The sequence below is a fragment of the Rhodanobacter soli genome, from assembly GCF_039523495.1.
In the GTDB taxonomy this organism is placed as follows: domain Bacteria; phylum Pseudomonadota; class Gammaproteobacteria; order Xanthomonadales; family Rhodanobacteraceae; genus Rhodanobacter; species Rhodanobacter soli.
On sequence record NZ_BAAAFK010000001.1, the window covers coordinates 2376997 to 2394173 of the forward strand.

A 17177-nucleotide genomic window follows, 5' to 3' on the forward strand; every position below is an offset into this window, starting at 1 on the left:
TCCTACACGCTAGTCGTTGTCATGTCCGTGGAACTTCATCTCGCCCGCGGTCACCGGCAGTTTCAGGCGATTCTCCGGCGGCGCCAGCGGACACACCACGTGCGGGGTGATCGCGCACGGCGGGTTCTCGGCCAGGTTGAAGTCCAGCAGCACCTTGCCGTCCTTCGGCGCCGCGGCGTACAGGAAGCGTGCGCCGCCGTAAGTCAGCCGCCCCGCCGTGCGGTCGCTGAACACGAAGAACAGCCGGCCGTCCTCATCGATCGGCAACAGCTCATAAGTGTGGCCATCGCGGCGGAACACCGCCTTGCCCGCGATCGGCGTGTCGCTTTCGGTGCCGGTGACGTAGGCGATCTTCAGCATGTGCGGTGTGGGGAACGGCACCCAGTCCGCCTCGATCCGCCACGACGGGTCGATCGGGAAATAGTCGAACCCGGGGAAATGCGTGCGCAGCGGCGCATCGTTGTTCTTCGCGCGCAGGCCGCGCTGCGTGCCGTTCTCGATGACGTACAGGTAGCTGCTGCCAAAACCCACGCGGGTCGGCTGCTGCTTGCCGTCAGGGCCTTGCGTACGCAATACGTCGACAGCTGCCGCCGGCTGGCCGTCGATCGTGATCCCGCGGGTTTCAACCAGGTGCAGGCCGACCTGTCCGTCCGCCGCCAGCTGCAGCGTGCCCAGGTGTGCGGGTGCACCGGGGATCTCGAAGCGATTGCCTGCCGCGCTGCCCACGCTGTTCGCGCCGGGCTGCAGCCAGCCCGAGGCGGTCAGCGCAAGATAGCCGTCCACTCGCTTCAGCTGCTCGACGCGCTCGACGCGTGCCCTGGTCACCGCGGCGGCGTAATTCTCCGGCGTCGCGGCCGGGGCGGAGAACGGAACCAGCCACATCAGCGCGGCGACCGCGCACCACTCAGCGATGCGAGCCACGGTAGTTCTTCTCGCCGGCGGTGGCGCGCAGGTCCAGTCGGTTTTCCGGCGGTGCCAGCGGACAGGTGGCGAACGGAGTGAAAGCGCACGGCGGGTTGTAGGCCTTGTTGAAATCCAGCACGACCTTGCCGTCTTTCGGCGGGTCGATGTACAGGAAACGCGCGGCACCGTAGGTTTCCTTGCCACTGGTGCGGTCGGCGAACACGATGAAGTACTGCGCGTCGCCGGGCACCTCGATCACCGGCAGGATCTCGAAGTGCTTGCCGTCGCGGGTGAATTCCAGCTTGCCCGGCACCGGGTACTTGTCGATGGTGCCGATCACCGAACCCATCTCCAGCGTCTCGCCCGGTGCTGCCGGCACCCAGGTCGCCTCGATCCGCCACGACGGATCAATCGGGAACGCATCGATGCCGACGAAATGCTTGCGGGTGGGCGCTTCCGTGTCCTTCACGCGCAGGCCCTTGCGGCCGTCACGATCGATCACGTAGAAGCTCGCCGTGCCGAAGCTCACCCGGGTCGGCGCAGCGTCCGCGCCGGCGTGCAGGTCATCTACCAGCACGGCTTCCATCACGGCCTTGCCGTCGATGGTGGCGCCGCTGTCCTTGTCCAGCGCGATGCGCATGCTGCCGTCGTGGGCCAGCGTGACCACACCCAGATGCGTAGGGCCGGCGCTCAGCACGATGTCGTTGTCGGCGGCACTACCGACGCGGTTCGCACCTTCCTTCAGCCACTCCAGTCCGATCAGGCTCAGCCAACCATCGGGCGCCGTCAGTCGTTCGACCCGGCCGGCCTGCCACTGCTCGATGCTGTGCTTGTAACTATCGATGTCGGCGGCTTGCACGGTAGCGACTCCCAGGATGGCGGCGGCAACAAACAGGCTGGTACGTATCATCAATATCTCCAGCGAAACGTTTCTTGAAGGCGCGTCAACGGCCGCGCATGAACAACTTGTCGAGCTCGGCCAGGCTCAGCTGGACCCAGGTCGGACGCCCATGATTGCATTGTCCGGAGCGTTCGGTCGCCTCCATCTCGCGCAGCAGCGCATTCATCTCGGGAATCGTCAGGCGTCGGCCTGCGCGCACCGAGCCGTGGCAGGCCATCGTCGAAAGCAGCTCGTTCTCCAGCTCCTGCAGGCGACGCGAGCTGCCGTGCTGAGCCAGTTCGGACAACACGTCGCGGCTGAGCTGGCCCACGTCGGCACCTTCCAGCAACGCTGGAATGCGCCGCACCACGATCGTCGCCGGGCCGCTGCGCGACAGTTCCAGGCCCCATTCGGCCAGTGCCTCGGCATGCTCCTCGGCGGCGGCCGCTTCCTTCGCGCTGACCGCGATGGAAAGCGGCACCAGCAGCACTTGCGAGCGCAGGTTGCTGGTGACGCGGCCGGCCTTCAGCTTCTCGTAGGTGATCCGCTCGTGCGCCGCGTGCATGTCGACCAGCACCATGCCGTGCGCATTCTCGGCCAGCACGAAGATGTTCTTCAGTTGGGCGATCGCGAAACCGAGCGGCGGTGCCTCGCCCTCTGCCGTTTCCGGCAACGCCGCGGGCACGCTGGCAATGGATGGCGAGGCACCGAGCAAGGCGGCGTAATCGGCCAGCGGCGCCTCGCGCGTGCCCAGGCTCAGCCGGCTCTGGCTGGACGGGCTGGGCCAGGCCAGCGGAGCGGGCGACGCATACGAGTAACCGTCCATCGGCGCCGGCTCCGTCGCCGGCAGCGTACCCAGTCCTGCGCGCGTCTGCGCCAGTGCCTCGTGCAAGGTGCGGAACAGGAAATCGTGCACCAGCCGCTGCTCGCGGAAACGCACCTCGTGCTTGGCCGGATGCACATTCACGTCGACACCCGCCGGGTCGAGTTCCAGGTACAGCACGAACGCGGCGTGGCGGCCGTGGAACAGCACATCGGCGTAGGCCTGGCGCACCGCGTGGGCGACGATGCGATCGCGCACCAGCCGGCCGTTGACGTAGAAATACTGCGAATCGGCCTGCGCGCGCGACGCGGTCGGCAAGCCGACCCAGCCGGACAGGTGCAGACCGGCCGCAGCGTGGTCGATGCGCAGGCTCTGCGCAGGGAACTCGTCGCCGAGCACTTCGGCTACCCGCTGCAACTGAGCCTGTTCGTCGCGCGCCGCCTTCCAGATACGCACCGGCTTGCCGTTGTGGCTGAGCCGAAACTCGACCGAACCGCGCGCCAGCGCCAGCGATTTCAGCAGGTCGTCGATATGCGCGAATTCGGTGCGCTCGGCGCGCATGAATTTCCGTCGCGCCGGCACGTTGTAGAACAGGTCGCGCACCTCGACGCTGGTGCCCTGCGGATGCTGCGCCGGCCGCGCGGCCTGCAGTTTGCCGCCGTCGACTTCGATGCGGAACGCGGCGTCCTGGTCGCGTGCGCGCGAAGTCAGCGCGAAGCGCGCCACCGACGACACCGAAGCCAGCGCCTCGCCGCGGAAGCCCATGCTGGCGACGTGTTCCAGATCGTCGAAGCTGCCGATCTTGCTGGTGGCATGCGAAGCCACCGCCAGCGGCAGCTCGTCGACGTGGATACCGCCGCCGTCGTCGCGCACGCGAATCAAGCGCGCGCCGCCGGCCTCGATATCCACCTCGATGCGCGTGGCGCCGGCGTCAAGGCTGTTCTCGACCAGTTCCTTGACCACCGAGGACGGGCGTTCGATGACTTCGCCGGCAGCGATCTGGTTGATGAGTTCGGGGGGAAGCAGGCGGATGACGGTCATCCGCGAACTTTAGCAGCGAACGCGGCAAAGCCGTCGGCGCGCGAACCGGTCGAGGTCAGCTGGTGGGGATGGTCAGCGTCGTGCCGGCGCGGACCGTGTTGCTGTTTATCCGGTTCGCACTCTTCAGCGCACCGACGCTGACCCCGTACTGCTGCGCGATGCTGCTCAGGCTTTCGCCGCGACCGACCTTGTGCACGTCGCGCGCATGCGTTCCCGCCCGCGACGCGACCGCCTTGTCGGCACCGGAACCCGAACTGGATGCCAGCTGGACGCCACTGCGACGCGCGGCCTCGGCGGCAAACCAGGTACCGGGCGGCGGCGTGGATTCGAAATAATTCCGCACGCCGTCCGTCACTGCTTCAGCGAGCTTCTTCTGGTGCGTCGGATCGCGCAGCCTGCGCTCTTCGGCCGGATTGCTGATGAACGCGGTCTCGACCAGGATCGACGGCACGTCCGGCGAGCGCAGCACCACGAAGTTCGCGCGCTCGACATAGCCGCGATGGGTCGGGCCCAGCTGGCCCAGCGCCTTCAGCACGTTGCCGGCGACCACGTCGCTGGCCTGCATCGCCCAGCCCTGTTGCAGGTCCAGCAGCACCTTGGCCAGGCTGTCGTCCTTGTCGTCCAGCGTGGTGCCGCCGATCAGGTCGGCGCGGTTTTCGCGATCGGCCAGCCAGCGCGCGGCCTCGCTGGTCTTGCCGCGCGGCGAGAGCACCCACACCGACGAGCCGCGGGCGTCGTCATTGGTGAACGAATCGGCGTGGATCGAGACGAACAGGTCCGCGTTGTTCTCGCGGGCAATCTGGTAGCGCTGCTTGAGCGGGATGTAGAAATCGTTGTCGCGGGTCAGCACCGCCTTCATGCCGGGCTGGCGATTGATCTGCGCTGCCAGCTCGCGCGCCACCGCCAGCGTCACGTTCTTCTCGAGCGTGCCACCGGGGCCATGCGCGCCCTGGTCCTTGCCGCCGTGGCCGGCGTCGATCGCCACCACCACCTGGCGCTGGCCATTGAGCATCGCCGCCGCCTGCTCGGCCGCCACCCGCCGGCTGTGCGTGGGGTTGCTGTACGACGAAACCGGTGTGGGCGCCCGGACGACAGGCGCCGGTGCGGCCTCGACCGGCGCGGCCGAGGCGACGCTGGCGCTGGTGTCGGCGGGATACAGGTCCAGCACCAGCCGATAGTCCGTGCCGCTGGCCGGCTTCAGCACGAAACTCTTCAGGCGGCTGGCCGGGTCGACCTTCGCGGTCAGTTGCATGCCGGCGCCGATCCGGGCGTGGCTCATGCCGCGGTACAGGCCTCGCGCGGATGGACTGGAAAAACTGCTGGTAGTGCGGCTATCCGGCAGATCGACCACGACCTGGCCGTCCTTCTGGCTGATCGTGTAACGCAACGGGCCGGAGGCGTCGAGCACCACGCGGGTGTATTCGGGGCCCGCCCAGACCCGCGCATCCTTCAAGTCTGCTGCCCGCGTCGCGCACAGCGGCGCCGCCGCCAGGATCGTGACGACAACCCACCCACCCCAACTGTTCAGATAACCCCTCATGAGCCGCATTGAAACGCAGCGGTGTGTGGAATGCAAGAGTTTTTCCTTTGAATATCCATAACCTGCAAACCATTCATCAGGTTGGGTCAAGTTATGGGCCGCAAGTCACGCATTCCGAACAGATCCTTGCCAGAATCGCGAGCCGGCAATTTTTCCAAGAAGAGTCAGTACTTAGCTAGCCGCGCCTGCAGCCGCTCGCCCCGTGCGGTGAACGCGTGCAGCGACGCCTGGCGGCCCTGACCGGCATAGTCCAGCTGCAGTTCGAGATCCGCTGCCGGCAACGCGCCGGCGCCACGCTCGGGCCACTCCACCAGAACGAGCGCAGCCGGGTCGGCCAGTGCGTCCAGACCCAGCCACTCCAGTTCACCGGGATCGGCGATCCGGTACAGGTCCAGATGCCAGGCCGGCCGGTCCCGCGCCATATAACCCTCGACCAGACTGTAGGTGGGGCTTTTGACCCGCTCGCCCACGCCCAGTGCGGTCAGCAGGGCGCGCGCGAAACTGGTCTTGCCGGCGCCCAGCGGGCCATGCAGGTACAGCACCAGGCCGTCGCCATCCAACGCGCTGGCCACGCGCGCGGCCAGCGCCGCGGTGGCAGCCTCGTCGGGCAGCGCCCACGCCAGATCGATATCGGCCGGCTCAGTCATGTTCACGTTCGTAACCCGTCATGCCGTTGCCCAATGCCCGCAAGGGGGCCAGCAGGTCGCTGGCCAGCAGCCCGCGCTCGCCTTGCTGGGCGGCGCGATCACCCGCCCGCGCATGCAAGCCGACGCCGAGGCAGGCGGCCTGCCATGCGCTGCAGCCCTGCGCCAGCAGGGCCGCCACGATACCGGTGAGCAAGTCGCCCATGCCGCCGGTGGCCATCCCCGGGTTGCCCCACGGACAGACGTCCAGACGTCCATCCGGGTCGGCGACCAGGCTGCCGGCGCCCTTCAGCACGACGACCGCGGTATGACGCCGGGCCAGTTCGCGCACCGCGGCGAAACGATCCTGCTCGACGGCGGCGGTGGCCACCCCGAGCAGCCGCGCCGCCTCGCCCGGATGCGGTGTCAGCACAGTCGGCGCACCGAACCGGCGTGGTTCGCGCACCAGCAGGTTCAGGCCGTCGGCATCGAGCACCAGCGGCTTGTTCGCGTCCAGCGCGGTCAGCCACAGCGCATGCCCCCAGGCAGCCTGCCCCAGGCCCGGCCCCAGGGCCAGCACGCTGGCCCGTTCGAGCAGCGGCGCCAGTGCCTGCGGTCCGTCGACGCCATGCGCCATCAGTTCCGGCCGCGCGGCGTTCAGTGCGAACACGTGCCCGGCGCGGGTCGCCACGCTGACCAGACCAGCACCGGCGCGCAGCGCCGACTCGCCGGCCAGGCGTGCCGCGCCGGCCATGCCGTGCTCGCCGCCGATCACCAGCACGTGACCGTAATTGCCCTTGTTCGTGTAGCGCGCGCGCGGCGGCAACGCCTCGGCGGCCAGCAGTTGCGCGTCAGGCAGCGTGTCGGTGTAGACGTTGTCCGGCACACCCAAGGTGGCCAGTTCGAGCACGCCAACCTGATCGGCCGCGCGTCCGGTGTGCAGTCCGCGTTTGCCGGCGATGAAGGTGATCGTGACATCCGCGCGGATCGCCGCGCCGGGACAGTTACCGGTGTCCGTATCCAGACCGCTGGGCACGTCCAACGCCAGCACCGGCCGGCCGCTGCGGTTGATCGTTTCGATCAGCCGGGCCGGCACCGGCTCGGGCGCACGGTTGAGGCCGATGCCATACAGCGCATCGACATGCAGCTCGGCTTCGGGCAACGCCGCTTGCGCGTCCCACAAGCGCACCCGGCCGCCGCCCGCTTCCCACGCCGCGCGTGCCGCCGCGGCGTCGCCGTGCGAGGTCGCCGTCAGTGCCAGCACTTCGACCTGCAAGCCCGCCTCGCGCGCCAGCACGCCGAGCAGAAAACCGTCGCCGCCGTTGTTGCCGGGGCCGCAGTGGATGCAGATCTGCTGCAGTTGCGGCCAGTGCCGGCGCAGGCTGTTTAGCGCGGCGCTGGCCGCGCGACGCATCAGCTCGGGGCCGGAAATGCCCAGTGCCGACAGCGCCGCGCGTTCCATCACGCGCAACTGTTCGACGGTATGCAGATTGCGGCTGTACGGGTGGGCGGGCATGCGCGGATTATAGGCATGCGCCGCCTCTACAATAGACGGATGTCCAGTCTGGAGCGCCCAGGGGCGCCGACCGAAACACATTCGAAGCCCGGCCAGATTACGCTGCGCGCCAGAGGGCGCATACGCATGAGGGCAACGCCATGATCGCTGCGCGTCGGCGGCTTCCGACGGTGAAGATGGATCCTTCCGTTGAGGCCAACGCCCTTCCCGACATCCTTGCCAGGAATCTCTCTGTCGTCTTTTGCGGCATCAATCCGGCGCTGACGGCAGCAGTGTCGGGCAAGCATTTCATGAGCGGGACGAACCGCTTCTGGCGCGCGTTGCACCTTTCCGGATTCACGCCGGAGTTGATCCGGCCCGAGAACGATCGCTCCGTCCTGAAATACGGCTATGGGTTGACCACCGCGGTGGCGCGCCCCACGCGGCGCGCGGGCGAGCTTTCGCGCGATGAACTCGTTCGCGCCGGCGCGGCGCTCGAATACAAACTCACGGCGTACAGACCACGACACATCGCCTTCCTCGGCAAGATGGCCTATACCGCCATCGCCCGGAATCCCAAGCTCGATTGGGGACCGCAACCGACGACATTCGCGGGTGCGTCGGTATGGGTGCTGCCCAATCCCAGCGGTCTCAATCGCGCCTTCCAGCTCGATGCGCTGGTCACCAGCTATCGCGAGATGCGTATCGTGGTTCTCGGACTGGAAGGGGATCGTCAGCCGGATCGGCGGGATGTCGGGAAGTAGGATTGCACGCCATGAACACACCGCCAATTGCTGTGCCGAAAGAATGAAATGCTGCGCGTGAGCAGATGCTTGCGAAGGAAGAGGTTTGGATCCGGCCCCGCGATACACTGAGCGTCGAACGCCGGCGCATGCCGACATCGTGCGTCTGAAAACGCGGGTGGATTTGAAAAATGCCGCGGAACACCAACACCGACAACTTCGATGCCGACTCCATTGTTAAGGCACCTGATTACCTCGCGCTCGCGCGCGACATCAAGCGCTGGGCGATCGAACTGGGCTTCGCCGACGCCGGCATCAGCGGCACCGAGCTGGGCGAGGACGAGCAGCACCTGCAGCGCTGGCTCGCGGAAGGCCATCACGGCGAGATGGAATACATGGCTCGGCATGGCACCAAGCGCACCCGCCCGGCCGAACTGGAGCCGGGCACGCAGCGGGTGATCTCGGTGCGCATGGACTACATCCCGCCCGGCACCGCGAATGCCTGGGACGTGCTGGGCGATGCCCAGGCCGGCTACGTGTCGCGCTACGCGCTGGGGCGCGACTACCACAAGCTGATGCGCAGCCGTCTGCAGAAGCTGGCCGAGCGCATCCACGGCGTGGTCGGCGACTTCGGCTATCGCGCCTACGTGGACTCCGCGCCGGTGCTGGAGAAGGCGTTGGCGCGCAACGCCGGCCTGGGCTGGATCGGCAAGCACACGGTGCTGATCAACCGCCACGCCGGCTCGTACTTCTTCCTCGGCGAGCTGTACACCGACCTGCCGCTGCCGGTCGATGCACCGGCCAGCGCGCACTGCGGCAGCTGCACGCGCTGCATCGAGGTGTGCCCGACCCAGGCGATCCTGGGACCGTATCGGCTCGACGCGAAGCGCTGCATCTCGTACCTCACGATCGAGCTGAAAGGCAGCATCCCGGAAGAGCTGCGCACACCGATGGGCAACCGCATCTTCGGTTGCGACGACTGCCAACTGGTGTGTCCGTGGAACAAGTTCGCGCAGGCCACCACCGAGCCGGATTTCGCGCCACGGCATAGCCTCGACGGCGCCAAGCTGGTCGAGCTGTTTGCGTGGAGCGAAGAGGAGTTCCTCAAGCGCACCGAAGGCATGGCGATCCGCCGTACCGGCTACGAGGGCTGGCTGCGCAACATCGCGGTGGCGCTGGGCAATGCGCCGAAGTCAGCGGCAGCGATCGCGGCGCTCGGCGCCCGCGCCGATCACCCGTCGGCGGTCGTGCGCGAGCACGTGGCGTGGGCGCTGGCGAAACAGCGCGGCTGAGGACTCAGGCCGCGGCCATCTGCTTGGGGATGGACCGGTTGGTGTGGCTGATGCGGTTGCCCGGGCCCGGCGCGATGTAGACGCAAGTGGGCTGGTATTGCTCCAGTTCCGCTTCGCTCAGCTGCACGAAGGCCGCGATGATGACGACATCGCCCGCCTGCGCGCTGCGTGCAGCACTGCCGTTGACCGAGATGATGCCCGAGCCTTCCTCGGCGCGCAGCGCATAGGTGACGAAACGCTGGCCGGTATTGACGTTCCAGGCGTGGATCTGCTCGTACTCGCGAATGCCCGAGGCATCCAGCAACAAGCCGTCGATCGCGATCGAGCCTTCGTAGTGCAGCTCGGCGTGGGTCACCGTGGCACGGTGGATCTTGGCCTTGAGCATGTTCAGGTGCATGACATTCTTTCCAGCAGGGACATCCTGCAAAGTCGGCAATTATCGAACCGATGACGTTGCACCGCAACATCAGCGGCAACGGCCCCGATATGCGGGCAACTCAGTCGAACAGCAAGTTATCGATCAGGCGGGTGTTGCCCAGGCGGGCTGCAACCAGTGCCACCAGCCCCGCGTGCTCGCCTTCGGCCGGCTCGGCCAGGTCCCCGGCGCGGCGGATCGCCACGTAATCGGCCACGAAACCCGCCCGCGCCAGTCGCGCGGCGGCGGTCTGCTCGATGGCCTGCCACGGATGCCCTTGCGCCAGCAATTCGCGCATCTTCTGCAAGGTGTCGTGGATCAGCGGCGCGCGTGCGCGCTCTTCCGCGCTCAGGTACTGGTTGCGCGAACTCAGCGCCAGGCCGTCGTCGGCGCGCAGGATCGGCGCCGTCACCACTTTCACCGGCAGCCCCAGGTCGCGCACCATCCGCTCGACCACCTTCAGCTGCTGGAAATCCTTCTGGCCGAACACCGCCACATCCGGCTGCACCAAGTTGAACAGCTTGCACACCACGGTGGCCATGCCGTCGAAATGCCCCGGCCGGTGCGCGCCCTCCAGCGTGTCGGTGATCCGGGGCACGCGTACGCTGACGCTGTGCTCCGGGCCGAACGGGTACATCGTGGCCACGTCCGGCGCGAACAGCAGGTCGCAATCCTGCTCGGCCAGCACCGCCTGATCCTGCACCAGGGTGCGCGGATAACGGTCGTAATCCTCGTTCGGGCCGAACTGGGTGGGGTTGACGAACACGCTGGCGACCACCCGCTCGGTGCGCGCCCGCGCCAGCCTGATCAGCGACTGATGACCGGCGTGCAGGTTGCCCATGGTCGGCACGAAGCCCACCGTCTGGCCCTGCGTGCGCCAGCCACGGATCGCGGCACGCAGTGCCGGGACGTCTTGTACGGTCTGCATGGGCTGTCGACTCGCCGGGTCAGTTGAAACAATGCTCGGGAGCCGGGAACGCGCCGCTGCGCACGTCCTCGGCATAGGCGGCGATCGCCGCGGCGACGGAATCGCGCCCGATCAGGAAATCCTTGCTGAACTTCGGCCGCTTGCCCGGGGTGATCCCGAGCACGTCGTGGATCACCAGCACTTGGCCATCGCAATGCGGCCCCGCGCCGATGCCGATCACCGGTATCGTCAGCGCCGCGGTCACCCGCTGACCCAGTTCCACCGGCACGCCTTCCATCACCAGCAGGTCCGCCCCGGCCGCCTGCACCGCCAGCGCCTCGGCCAGTACGCGGTCGGCGGCAGCCTGTTCGCGACCCTGGATGCGGAAGCCGCCGAATTTGTGCACCGACTGCGGGGTGAGCCCCAGGTGTGCGCAGACCGGGATCGCGCGCTCGTTCAGCGCTGCGATCACTTCGAGGATATGCGGCGCGGCGCCCTCGATCTTCACCATCGCCGCGCCGGCTTCGCCGACCAGCCGCGCACCCGCTTCCAGCGCATGCGCCACGTCGCGGTCGGCCATGAACGGGATGTCGGCCACCAGCAGCGTGGCCGACAGCCCGCGCGCCACCGCGGCGGTGTGGTAGACCATGTGGTCGAGCGTCACCGGCAGCGTGCTGCGATGCCCCTGCACCACCATGCCGAGCGAATCGCCGACCAGCGCAATATCGACGCCAGCCGCCTCCAGCTGCCACGCGAAGCTGGCGTCGTAGGCGGTGAGCATCACGATGCGCCGTCCCTGCGTCTTCATCGCAAGCAGGCCTGGCACGGTCACCGGCTTGCGGTCGGGGACACTGGCGTTCTGCACGTACACGGCAATTCTCTGGAATGGGGGTGGGCCGCCGATTATCCGGCGCGCCACGGTGTTGGCTCAAGCCACGCGTTCACACCCGGTCAAATCGAGCCGGGCCAGCAGCTCCGCCACCGTAGCCTGTCCGGGCAGCCGCAGCGTGGGCGCGATGTCGTGCAAGGGCAATAGCACAAACGCGCGTTCGGCCATGCGCGGATGCGGCAAGGTCAGCTGCGGGTCGGCGAGTTGCACGCCGTCGACGTGCAGCAGGTCCAGGTCCAGCGTACGCGGGCCGTTGCGTTCAGCGCGCACGCGCCCGGCGCGCTGCTCGATCGCCAGCATGGCGTCCAGCAAGGCGTGCGGCGACAGCGCGGTATCCAGTTCCACCGCGGCGTTGATGAACGGCGGTTGCTCCAGCATGCCCCACGGCGGCGTGCGATACAGCCGCGAACGCTGCAGCAGGCGGGTACTGGGCAGGTTCGCCAGGGCCTCCATGGCGTCGAGCAACTGTTGCCGCGGGTTGCCGAGGTTGCTGCCCAGCGCGACGTAGGCCAGGGTCACGCGGAGCCTGATTTGTCGCCCGGCCGACGTCGCCGCCGGCGCGGACGCGGCGGCTTGGCGACTACCGGCGCCGCCACGTAATCACCGCCACCGGCCGGCAGCGCAGCCGCCAGCACGTCTTGCGGCAGCTGTTGCGCATGTGCCCACCACTGGCCCAGTTCGCGCATCGCCGGCGACTCGCCGGCGCGCAGCAGCAGGAAGTCGAACGCGGCACGAAAGCGCGGATGCGCCAGCAGGCGGAACACCCGCTTGCGCTGGATCTGCTCGAAACGCGGCTGCAGCGACCAGATCTCCTCCATGGTGAAGGTGAACCGGCGCGGGATCGCCACCCGCTGGCACTGCTCGCCGACCACTTGGCCGGCGGCGCGCGCCCACGCCTCGTTGCCTTCGACGCCGCGACCGATCAGCTGGTGCGCCACGTCGCGCACCTCGCCCCACAGCAACACCGCGAACAGGAACGCCGGAGTCACCGACTTGTCCTCGGCGATCCGTGCATCGGTATTCGCCAGGCCGCGTTCGACCAGCGCGCGCAGCGCCTCGTCGCCGCGCCTGAGCGCGCGCGCGGTGGCCGGGAACAGGAACTTCAACAGGCCGCACTGCTCCAGCATGCGAAAGCTCTTCAGGCCGTTGCCGGCCAGGAACATTTTCAGCGACTCGTCAAACAGCCGCGCCGGCGCGGCATCGGCCAGCAGCGGCCCTAGCGTCTCGAACGGCGCCATCGCGGCAGCGTCGATACGCATGCCGAGCTTCGCCGCCAACCGCGCAGCGCGCAGCATGCGCACCGGGTCCTCGTGATAGCGGGTGTCCGGATCGCCGATCAGACGCAGCACTCGGTCCTCGAGATCCTGCATGCCGCCGACGTAATCGCGCACCGAGAAGTCGCTGATGTCGTAATACATCGCGTTGACGCGGAAGTCGCGGCGTACCGCATCCTCCTCGATCGAACCCCATATATTGTCGCGCACGATGCGGCCGTCGATGATGTGGCGGTCGCCCTCGATGCCCTCCTCGCCGGTGCCGCGAAAGGTGGCCACCTCGATGATTTCCGGGCCGAACACCACATGGGCCAGCCGGAAGCGGCGACCGATCAGGCGGCAGTTGCGGAACAGCTTCTTCACCTCGTCCGGCGTGGCATCGGTGGCCACATCGAAGTCTTTCGGCCGCAGCCCCAGCAGCAGGTCGCGCACCGCACCACCGACCAGGTAGGCGGTGTAGCCGGCCTCGTTCAGGCGGTACAGCACACGTAACGCCGCCTTGCTGATGTTCTTGCGGGAGATGATGTGCTGGTCGCGCGGAATAACCCGCAGCGTCGGCGTGGCGTCGGTCCTCGATTCGAGATTCAAGCGGTCGGAATCCTTGCGGGCGAAGCTGCCCTTGGGTTGCAATATATCGCGGCGCGCGGCCCCGCGAATCTGTCCCGCGGGGACGCAGGACGCGTGCACCGGCGGAGTCTGCTTCGAACGGTGCAAGCCGATGCGTGCCAAGCATTGCCGGGCGAAACAATTCCGCTATACTAGCGCGCCTCGCAGGATAACGCTCCCTTCGTCTAGTGGCCCAGGACACTGCCCTCTCAAGGCGGGAACACGAGTTCGAGTCTCGTAGGGAGCACCATCTGCCTGTGCGATCATCCATGATCGCGGTTGTCTGGAAGGGCCTCGATCGCTTATGGTTGCTGGCCGTCGGCCAGTTCAGAAGCGGCCATCCATGGCCGCACTCTTCACAAGAGCTTCCGACCGCCTCCTTTACAGCTGAATTGCCTCCATGACTTTCGTTGTCATCGACAACTGCATCAAGTGCAAGTACACCGATTGCGTCGAGGTCTGCCCGGTCGACGCCTTCCATGAAGGCCCCAATTTCTTGGTGATCGACCCGGACGAGTGCATCGACTGCACCCTGTGCGAACCGGAGTGCCCGATCAATGCGATCTATCCGGAAGACGACGTGCCGGCCGGCCAGGAAGCGTTTGTGGCGCTGAATGCCGAACTGGCAAAGGACTGGCCGGTGATCACCGAACGCAAGGATGCCCTGCCCGACGCCAAGGCATGGGAAGGCAAGCCGGACAAGCTCGAGCTGCTGCAGCGCTGAGCTCACCCGCCAGACAAAAAAGAACGCCGCCTTGAGGGCGGCGTTTTTCTTGGTGTCGCGGCCCGGGGATCAGCCGCCCAGACGCGACTTCAACGCGTCGATCACCTTGCCGACGGCCGCGGCATTGCCTTCGGCGCGCACTTCGCTGGCCGCCGTGCCGCTGCCGCTGATGCTGACCTGCACCTGGTGCGAGCCGGCGCCGGGAGCACGCGCGGAGCTGCCCTTGTCGCGCCCGAACAGGCGGCCGAAGAAACCCTTTTTCTTCTGCTGTGCCACGGCGTCGGAAACATTCAGCGTGTAGCTGCGCGTGGCGTCATCATGGCCGACCACCTCGCCCAGGTTGCCGCTTTCCAGCACCTGGCCGACCCGGCGATAGGCATTGTCGACACTATCGGCCAGCACAAAGCCATCGGTGATCTGGCCGCCGGCCGAGCCGACGCTGGCGGTGGCGCCATTGGCAGTCGGCAAGTTCGCGCCCGGCGGCGGAATCACCAGCGCGTCGCTGGTCGACGGCCGGTCGAGGCTCGGCGGGATCTCCAGCGGGGCTTCCTGCTGAGCCGTGTCCCACGCCTTGTGCGAGCGGAACGCACCGCAGCCGGAAAGCAGCAGGCCACTGAGGGCCACGGCCGGCAGGGCCACGAGGAGCGAAGTTTTCTTCATGTAATCGGATTCCGTGAGTAAGTCAGTCAACCGTCAACCGGCCGCAGTCGCCAAGGATGCCAGACTGGACAGCGCTTGGTGCAATCTGGCGCGATCCGGACCGTCGTTCAGTTCCACCAGCGGCAATCTCGGCAGCGCCAGTCCCAGCCCCAGAACAGGCAGACCAGCCTTGACCGCGATCGGGTTCGGCGCGCAGTTGAGTGCCTGCAGCAGCGGCTCCAACGCGGCATGACACCGCGCCGTCGCCACCCGGTCGCCGACGGTAGCCGCATCGCACAGGGCACGGAACGCCTGCGGCACCAGGTTGGCTACCACCGAGATGGTGCCGGCCGCCCCGGCCAGCATCGCCTCGCCGGCGCTGCCGTCGTCGCCGGACAGATAGACGAAATCTTCGCGCACAAGTTCCACCAACGCCGAAATCCGCTCGCGATCGCCCCGCGCCTCCTTGATTCCGACGATTGCCGGATGCTCGCGCAGCGCAGCCACGGTCGACGGCAGCAGGTCGCAACCGGTGCGGGTCGGCACGTTGTACAGCAGTACCGGCAGGCCGCCGTGCTCGGCCACTTCCAGGAAGTGCCGGCGCAGGCCTTCCTGGGTCGGGCGTACGTAGTACGGCGTCACCACCAGTGCCGCATCGGCACCCAGGGTCCTGGCGCGCCGGGTCAGCGCAACCGTCTTGGCGGTACCCGCCTCGCCGGTACCGGCGATCACCGGTACCCGCCCCGCCACGTGCTCGAGCGCGAACGCCAGCAGGCGGTCGAACTCGTCGTGCTCCAGCATGTGCGCCTCGCCGGTGGAGCCGGCCACCACCAGTGCCTGGGTACCGCCGGCCAGCTGATGGTCGAGCAACCGGCCGAACGCATCCAGGTCGAGTGCACCGTCGGCCGCGAACGGGGTGGCCAGCGCGCAGATGCTACCGCGAATGTTCAAGACTCGATTCCGCTACAAGGCAAGCCCCGCATGTTACTTGCCGCCTCGCGAGGCGGGCAAGTAAGCTCGACCGGAGTAATCTCATGGCTCCGCGTCGCGCGGGCTGACGTCCACAGGCAGACCCTTTTGAAACCTTCCCCCGGCCCTTCTTCCGCCTCCACGCGTTCTGGCAACGACAACCAGTTGCTGATCCACGCGCTCACCCCGGCGACCAAATCGCCACTGCTGGCGCTGGCCAAGCGCATCGCCGACGCCGGCTGCAACCTGTCCGAGTCGCGCGTCTCCACCATCGGTACGGAAATCTCGCTGATGCTGCTGGCCACCGGCGCGTGGGATGCGCTGGCCAAGCTGGAAACCGCTCTGGCCAAACTGACCCGCGACGAGGGCATGCGGCTGGTGCACTACCGTACCGGCCCGCGCCAGAACAGCTCGCATTTGCTGCCCTACCTGGTGGAAGTGGTGGCGGCCGACCGGCCTGGCATCGTGGCGCGCATCGTGGATTTCTTCAGCCAGCACGGAATCAGCGTGGAGCAGCTGAACTCCACCCGCTACCAGGCGATGCAAACCGGAGCGGAGATGTTCCAGGCCCAGTTCACCATCGGCATCCCGGCGGAAATCCATATCGCCGCGTTGCGCGACGACTTCCTGGAACTGTGCGACGGCCTGAACCTCGACGCGATCATGGACCCGGTCAAATTCTGAAGCCGGGCAGTCTCCCGAGCATCGCGCGATCGCGCCCCTCTGACAAGGACTGTCATCCGCCGCCCCGCCCGCGCTAGTCTGTGCCCGTGACCCTGCCGGAGGGACGTTGCATTGCAGCCAGCGTGTCGATTCATGCCGATCGCTCCGGGCGCCATGACGCCCCTCGTCCGAACCGCGTCACCCTTCGCTTTCCACCAACGATCACGGCGCCGCACCGCCGTGCAGGATCCGTCATGCCCGATATCGGCAAGAAGCTGCCCCCGCTGAAAGGCACCACCGGCGATGGCAGCGAACTGAAGCTGGCCAGCCTCAAGGGCCAGTGGCTCGTGGTGTATTTCTACCCCAAGGACTCGACGCCCGGCTGCACCAGCGAAGCCAGGGATTTCCGCGACCTCTACCCGGCCTTCCTCGAACGCCATGCGCAGGTCATCGGCGTCTCACGCGACTCGCCGAAATCGCACGCCAACTTCGCCACAAAACAGGAGCTGCCGTTCCCACTGGTGTCCGATGCCGACGAAACCTGGTGCCACGCGTTCGACGTGATTCACGAGAAGGTGCTGTACGGCAAGCGCCACCTGGGCATCGTGCGCAGCACCTTCCTGATCGACCCCGACGGGAAGCTGGCGCGCGAATGGCGCGGCGTGAAAGTCCCGGGCCACGCCCAGGCCGTGCTCGACGCCATCCCCGCCCAGTGACCATCCCGCCGTCCATGGCTTCCATCCGCCTGTTC

18 protein-coding genes and 1 tRNA gene are annotated in these 17177 nt (G+C 67.4%); 6 read left to right on the plus strand and 13 right to left on the minus strand.

Going from position 1 to position 17177, the window contains the following annotated elements; genetic code table 11:
• Positions 1 to 9 precede the first annotated feature (9 nt).
• From ABD024_RS10850 to ABD024_RS10875, 6 genes are all read right to left on the minus strand, one after another.
• Entirely contained in the window at positions 10 to 921 is a 912-nt protein-coding gene (locus tag ABD024_RS10850) for a DUF1684 domain-containing protein (RefSeq protein ID WP_343852471.1), read from the minus strand.
• Positions 905 to 1813 carry a DUF1684 domain-containing protein gene (locus tag ABD024_RS10855; RefSeq protein WP_343852473.1) on the minus strand — a complete coding sequence of 303 codons (909 nt, stop codon included), beginning with the start codon at positions 1811 to 1813 and terminating at the stop codon, positions 905 to 907. The genes ABD024_RS10850 and ABD024_RS10855 overlap by 17 nt, the downstream gene beginning before the upstream one ends.
• Positions 1814 to 1847: 34 nt before the next feature.
• Positions 1848 to 3647 carry a DNA mismatch repair endonuclease MutL gene (gene mutL, locus ABD024_RS10860; protein ID WP_343852475.1) on the minus strand — a complete coding sequence of 600 codons (1800 nt, stop codon included), beginning with the start codon at positions 3645 to 3647 and terminating at the stop codon, positions 1848 to 1850.
• 55 nt (positions 3648 to 3702) lie between these two features.
• Complete coding sequence (locus ABD024_RS10865; protein WP_343852477.1) at positions 3703 to 5187, minus strand: N-acetylmuramoyl-L-alanine amidase; 1485 nt, start codon at positions 5185 to 5187, stop codon at positions 3703 to 3705.
• A 164-nt stretch (positions 5188 to 5351) separates the two neighbouring features.
• Positions 5352 to 5834 carry a tRNA (adenosine(37)-N6)-threonylcarbamoyltransferase complex ATPase subunit type 1 TsaE gene (gene tsaE, locus ABD024_RS10870; protein ID WP_343852479.1) on the minus strand — a complete coding sequence of 161 codons (483 nt, stop codon included), beginning with the start codon at positions 5832 to 5834 and terminating at the stop codon, positions 5352 to 5354.
• The gene (locus ABD024_RS10875) at positions 5827 to 7326 is read right to left on the minus strand and encodes an NAD(P)H-hydrate dehydratase (RefSeq protein WP_343852481.1); all 1500 of its coding nucleotides are present in this window, start codon (positions 7324 to 7326) and stop codon (positions 5827 to 5829) included. Before ABD024_RS10875 ends, tsaE begins: the two co-directional genes overlap by 8 nt.
• Before the next feature lie 140 nt (positions 7327 to 7466).
• On the opposite strand from ABD024_RS10875, the gene mug reads away from it, so the two are divergent.
• The gene (mug, locus tag ABD024_RS10880; RefSeq protein WP_343852483.1) at positions 7467 to 8069 is read left to right on the plus strand and encodes a G/U mismatch-specific DNA glycosylase; all 603 of its coding nucleotides are present in this window, start codon (positions 7467 to 7469) and stop codon (positions 8067 to 8069) included.
• Between the two features lie 170 nt (positions 8070 to 8239).
• Positions 8240 to 9340, plus strand: coding sequence for a tRNA epoxyqueuosine(34) reductase QueG (gene queG, locus ABD024_RS10885; RefSeq protein WP_343852485.1), 1101 nt, complete (start codon positions 8240 to 8242; stop codon positions 9338 to 9340).
• A 4-nt stretch (positions 9341 to 9344) separates the two neighbouring features.
• Here the strand turns inward: queG and panD are convergent, their stop codons facing one another.
• The 5 genes from panD to pcnB form a co-directional block, all read right to left on the minus strand.
• Positions 9345 to 9737, minus strand: a complete 393-nt coding sequence (gene panD, locus ABD024_RS10890; protein WP_343852487.1) for an aspartate 1-decarboxylase — start codon at positions 9735 to 9737, stop codon at positions 9345 to 9347.
• A gap of 100 nt (positions 9738 to 9837) precedes the next feature.
• Entirely contained in the window at positions 9838 to 10683 is an 846-nt protein-coding gene (gene panC / locus ABD024_RS10895; RefSeq protein ID WP_343852489.1) for a pantoate--beta-alanine ligase, read from the minus strand.
• Between the two features lie 19 nt (positions 10684 to 10702).
• The gene (gene panB, locus ABD024_RS10900; RefSeq protein WP_343852491.1) at positions 10703 to 11533 is read right to left on the minus strand and encodes a 3-methyl-2-oxobutanoate hydroxymethyltransferase; all 831 of its coding nucleotides are present in this window, start codon (positions 11531 to 11533) and stop codon (positions 10703 to 10705) included.
• 57 nt (positions 11534 to 11590) lie between these two features.
• Positions 11591 to 12070 (minus strand): 2-amino-4-hydroxy-6-hydroxymethyldihydropteridine diphosphokinase, encoded by a 480-nt coding sequence (folK, locus tag ABD024_RS10905; RefSeq protein WP_343852493.1) that lies wholly within the window; start codon positions 12068 to 12070, stop codon positions 11591 to 11593.
• Positions 12067 to 13413, minus strand: coding sequence for a polynucleotide adenylyltransferase PcnB (gene pcnB / locus ABD024_RS10910; protein WP_343852495.1), 1347 nt, complete (start codon positions 13411 to 13413; stop codon positions 12067 to 12069). Before pcnB ends, folK begins: the two co-directional genes overlap by 4 nt.
• A 192-nt stretch (positions 13414 to 13605) precedes the next feature.
• Here pcnB and ABD024_RS10915 point away from each other — a divergent pair.
• Positions 13606 to 13681, plus strand: a tRNA-Glu gene (locus tag ABD024_RS10915).
• 150 nt (positions 13682 to 13831) lie between these two features.
• The gene (gene fdxA / locus ABD024_RS10920; protein WP_056384867.1) at positions 13832 to 14155 is read left to right on the plus strand and encodes a ferredoxin FdxA; all 324 of its coding nucleotides are present in this window, start codon (positions 13832 to 13834) and stop codon (positions 14153 to 14155) included.
• A gap of 69 nt (positions 14156 to 14224) precedes the next feature.
• On the opposite strand, the gene ABD024_RS10925 is transcribed toward fdxA, so the two are convergent.
• Together ABD024_RS10925 and dapA are read right to left on the minus strand one after the other, a co-directional pair.
• Complete coding sequence (locus tag ABD024_RS10925; RefSeq protein ID WP_343852497.1) at positions 14225 to 14815, minus strand: hypothetical protein; 591 nt, start codon at positions 14813 to 14815, stop codon at positions 14225 to 14227.
• A gap of 33 nt (positions 14816 to 14848) precedes the next feature.
• Positions 14849 to 15745, minus strand: coding sequence for a 4-hydroxy-tetrahydrodipicolinate synthase (gene dapA / locus ABD024_RS10930; protein WP_343852499.1), 897 nt, complete (start codon positions 15743 to 15745; stop codon positions 14849 to 14851).
• A gap of 126 nt (positions 15746 to 15871) precedes the next feature.
• Between dapA and ABD024_RS10935 the strand changes: the two genes are divergently transcribed.
• Both ABD024_RS10935 and ABD024_RS10940 read left to right on the plus strand, forming a co-directional pair.
• Positions 15872 to 16447: a glycine cleavage system transcriptional repressor gene (locus ABD024_RS10935; protein WP_425543141.1), complete on the plus strand. Its 576-nt coding sequence runs from the start codon at positions 15872 to 15874 to the stop codon at positions 16445 to 16447.
• A gap of 233 nt (positions 16448 to 16680) precedes the next feature.
• Positions 16681 to 17142, plus strand: coding sequence for a peroxiredoxin (locus ABD024_RS10940; RefSeq protein ID WP_343852503.1), 462 nt, complete (start codon positions 16681 to 16683; stop codon positions 17140 to 17142).
• Positions 17143 to 17177 lie beyond the last annotated feature (35 nt).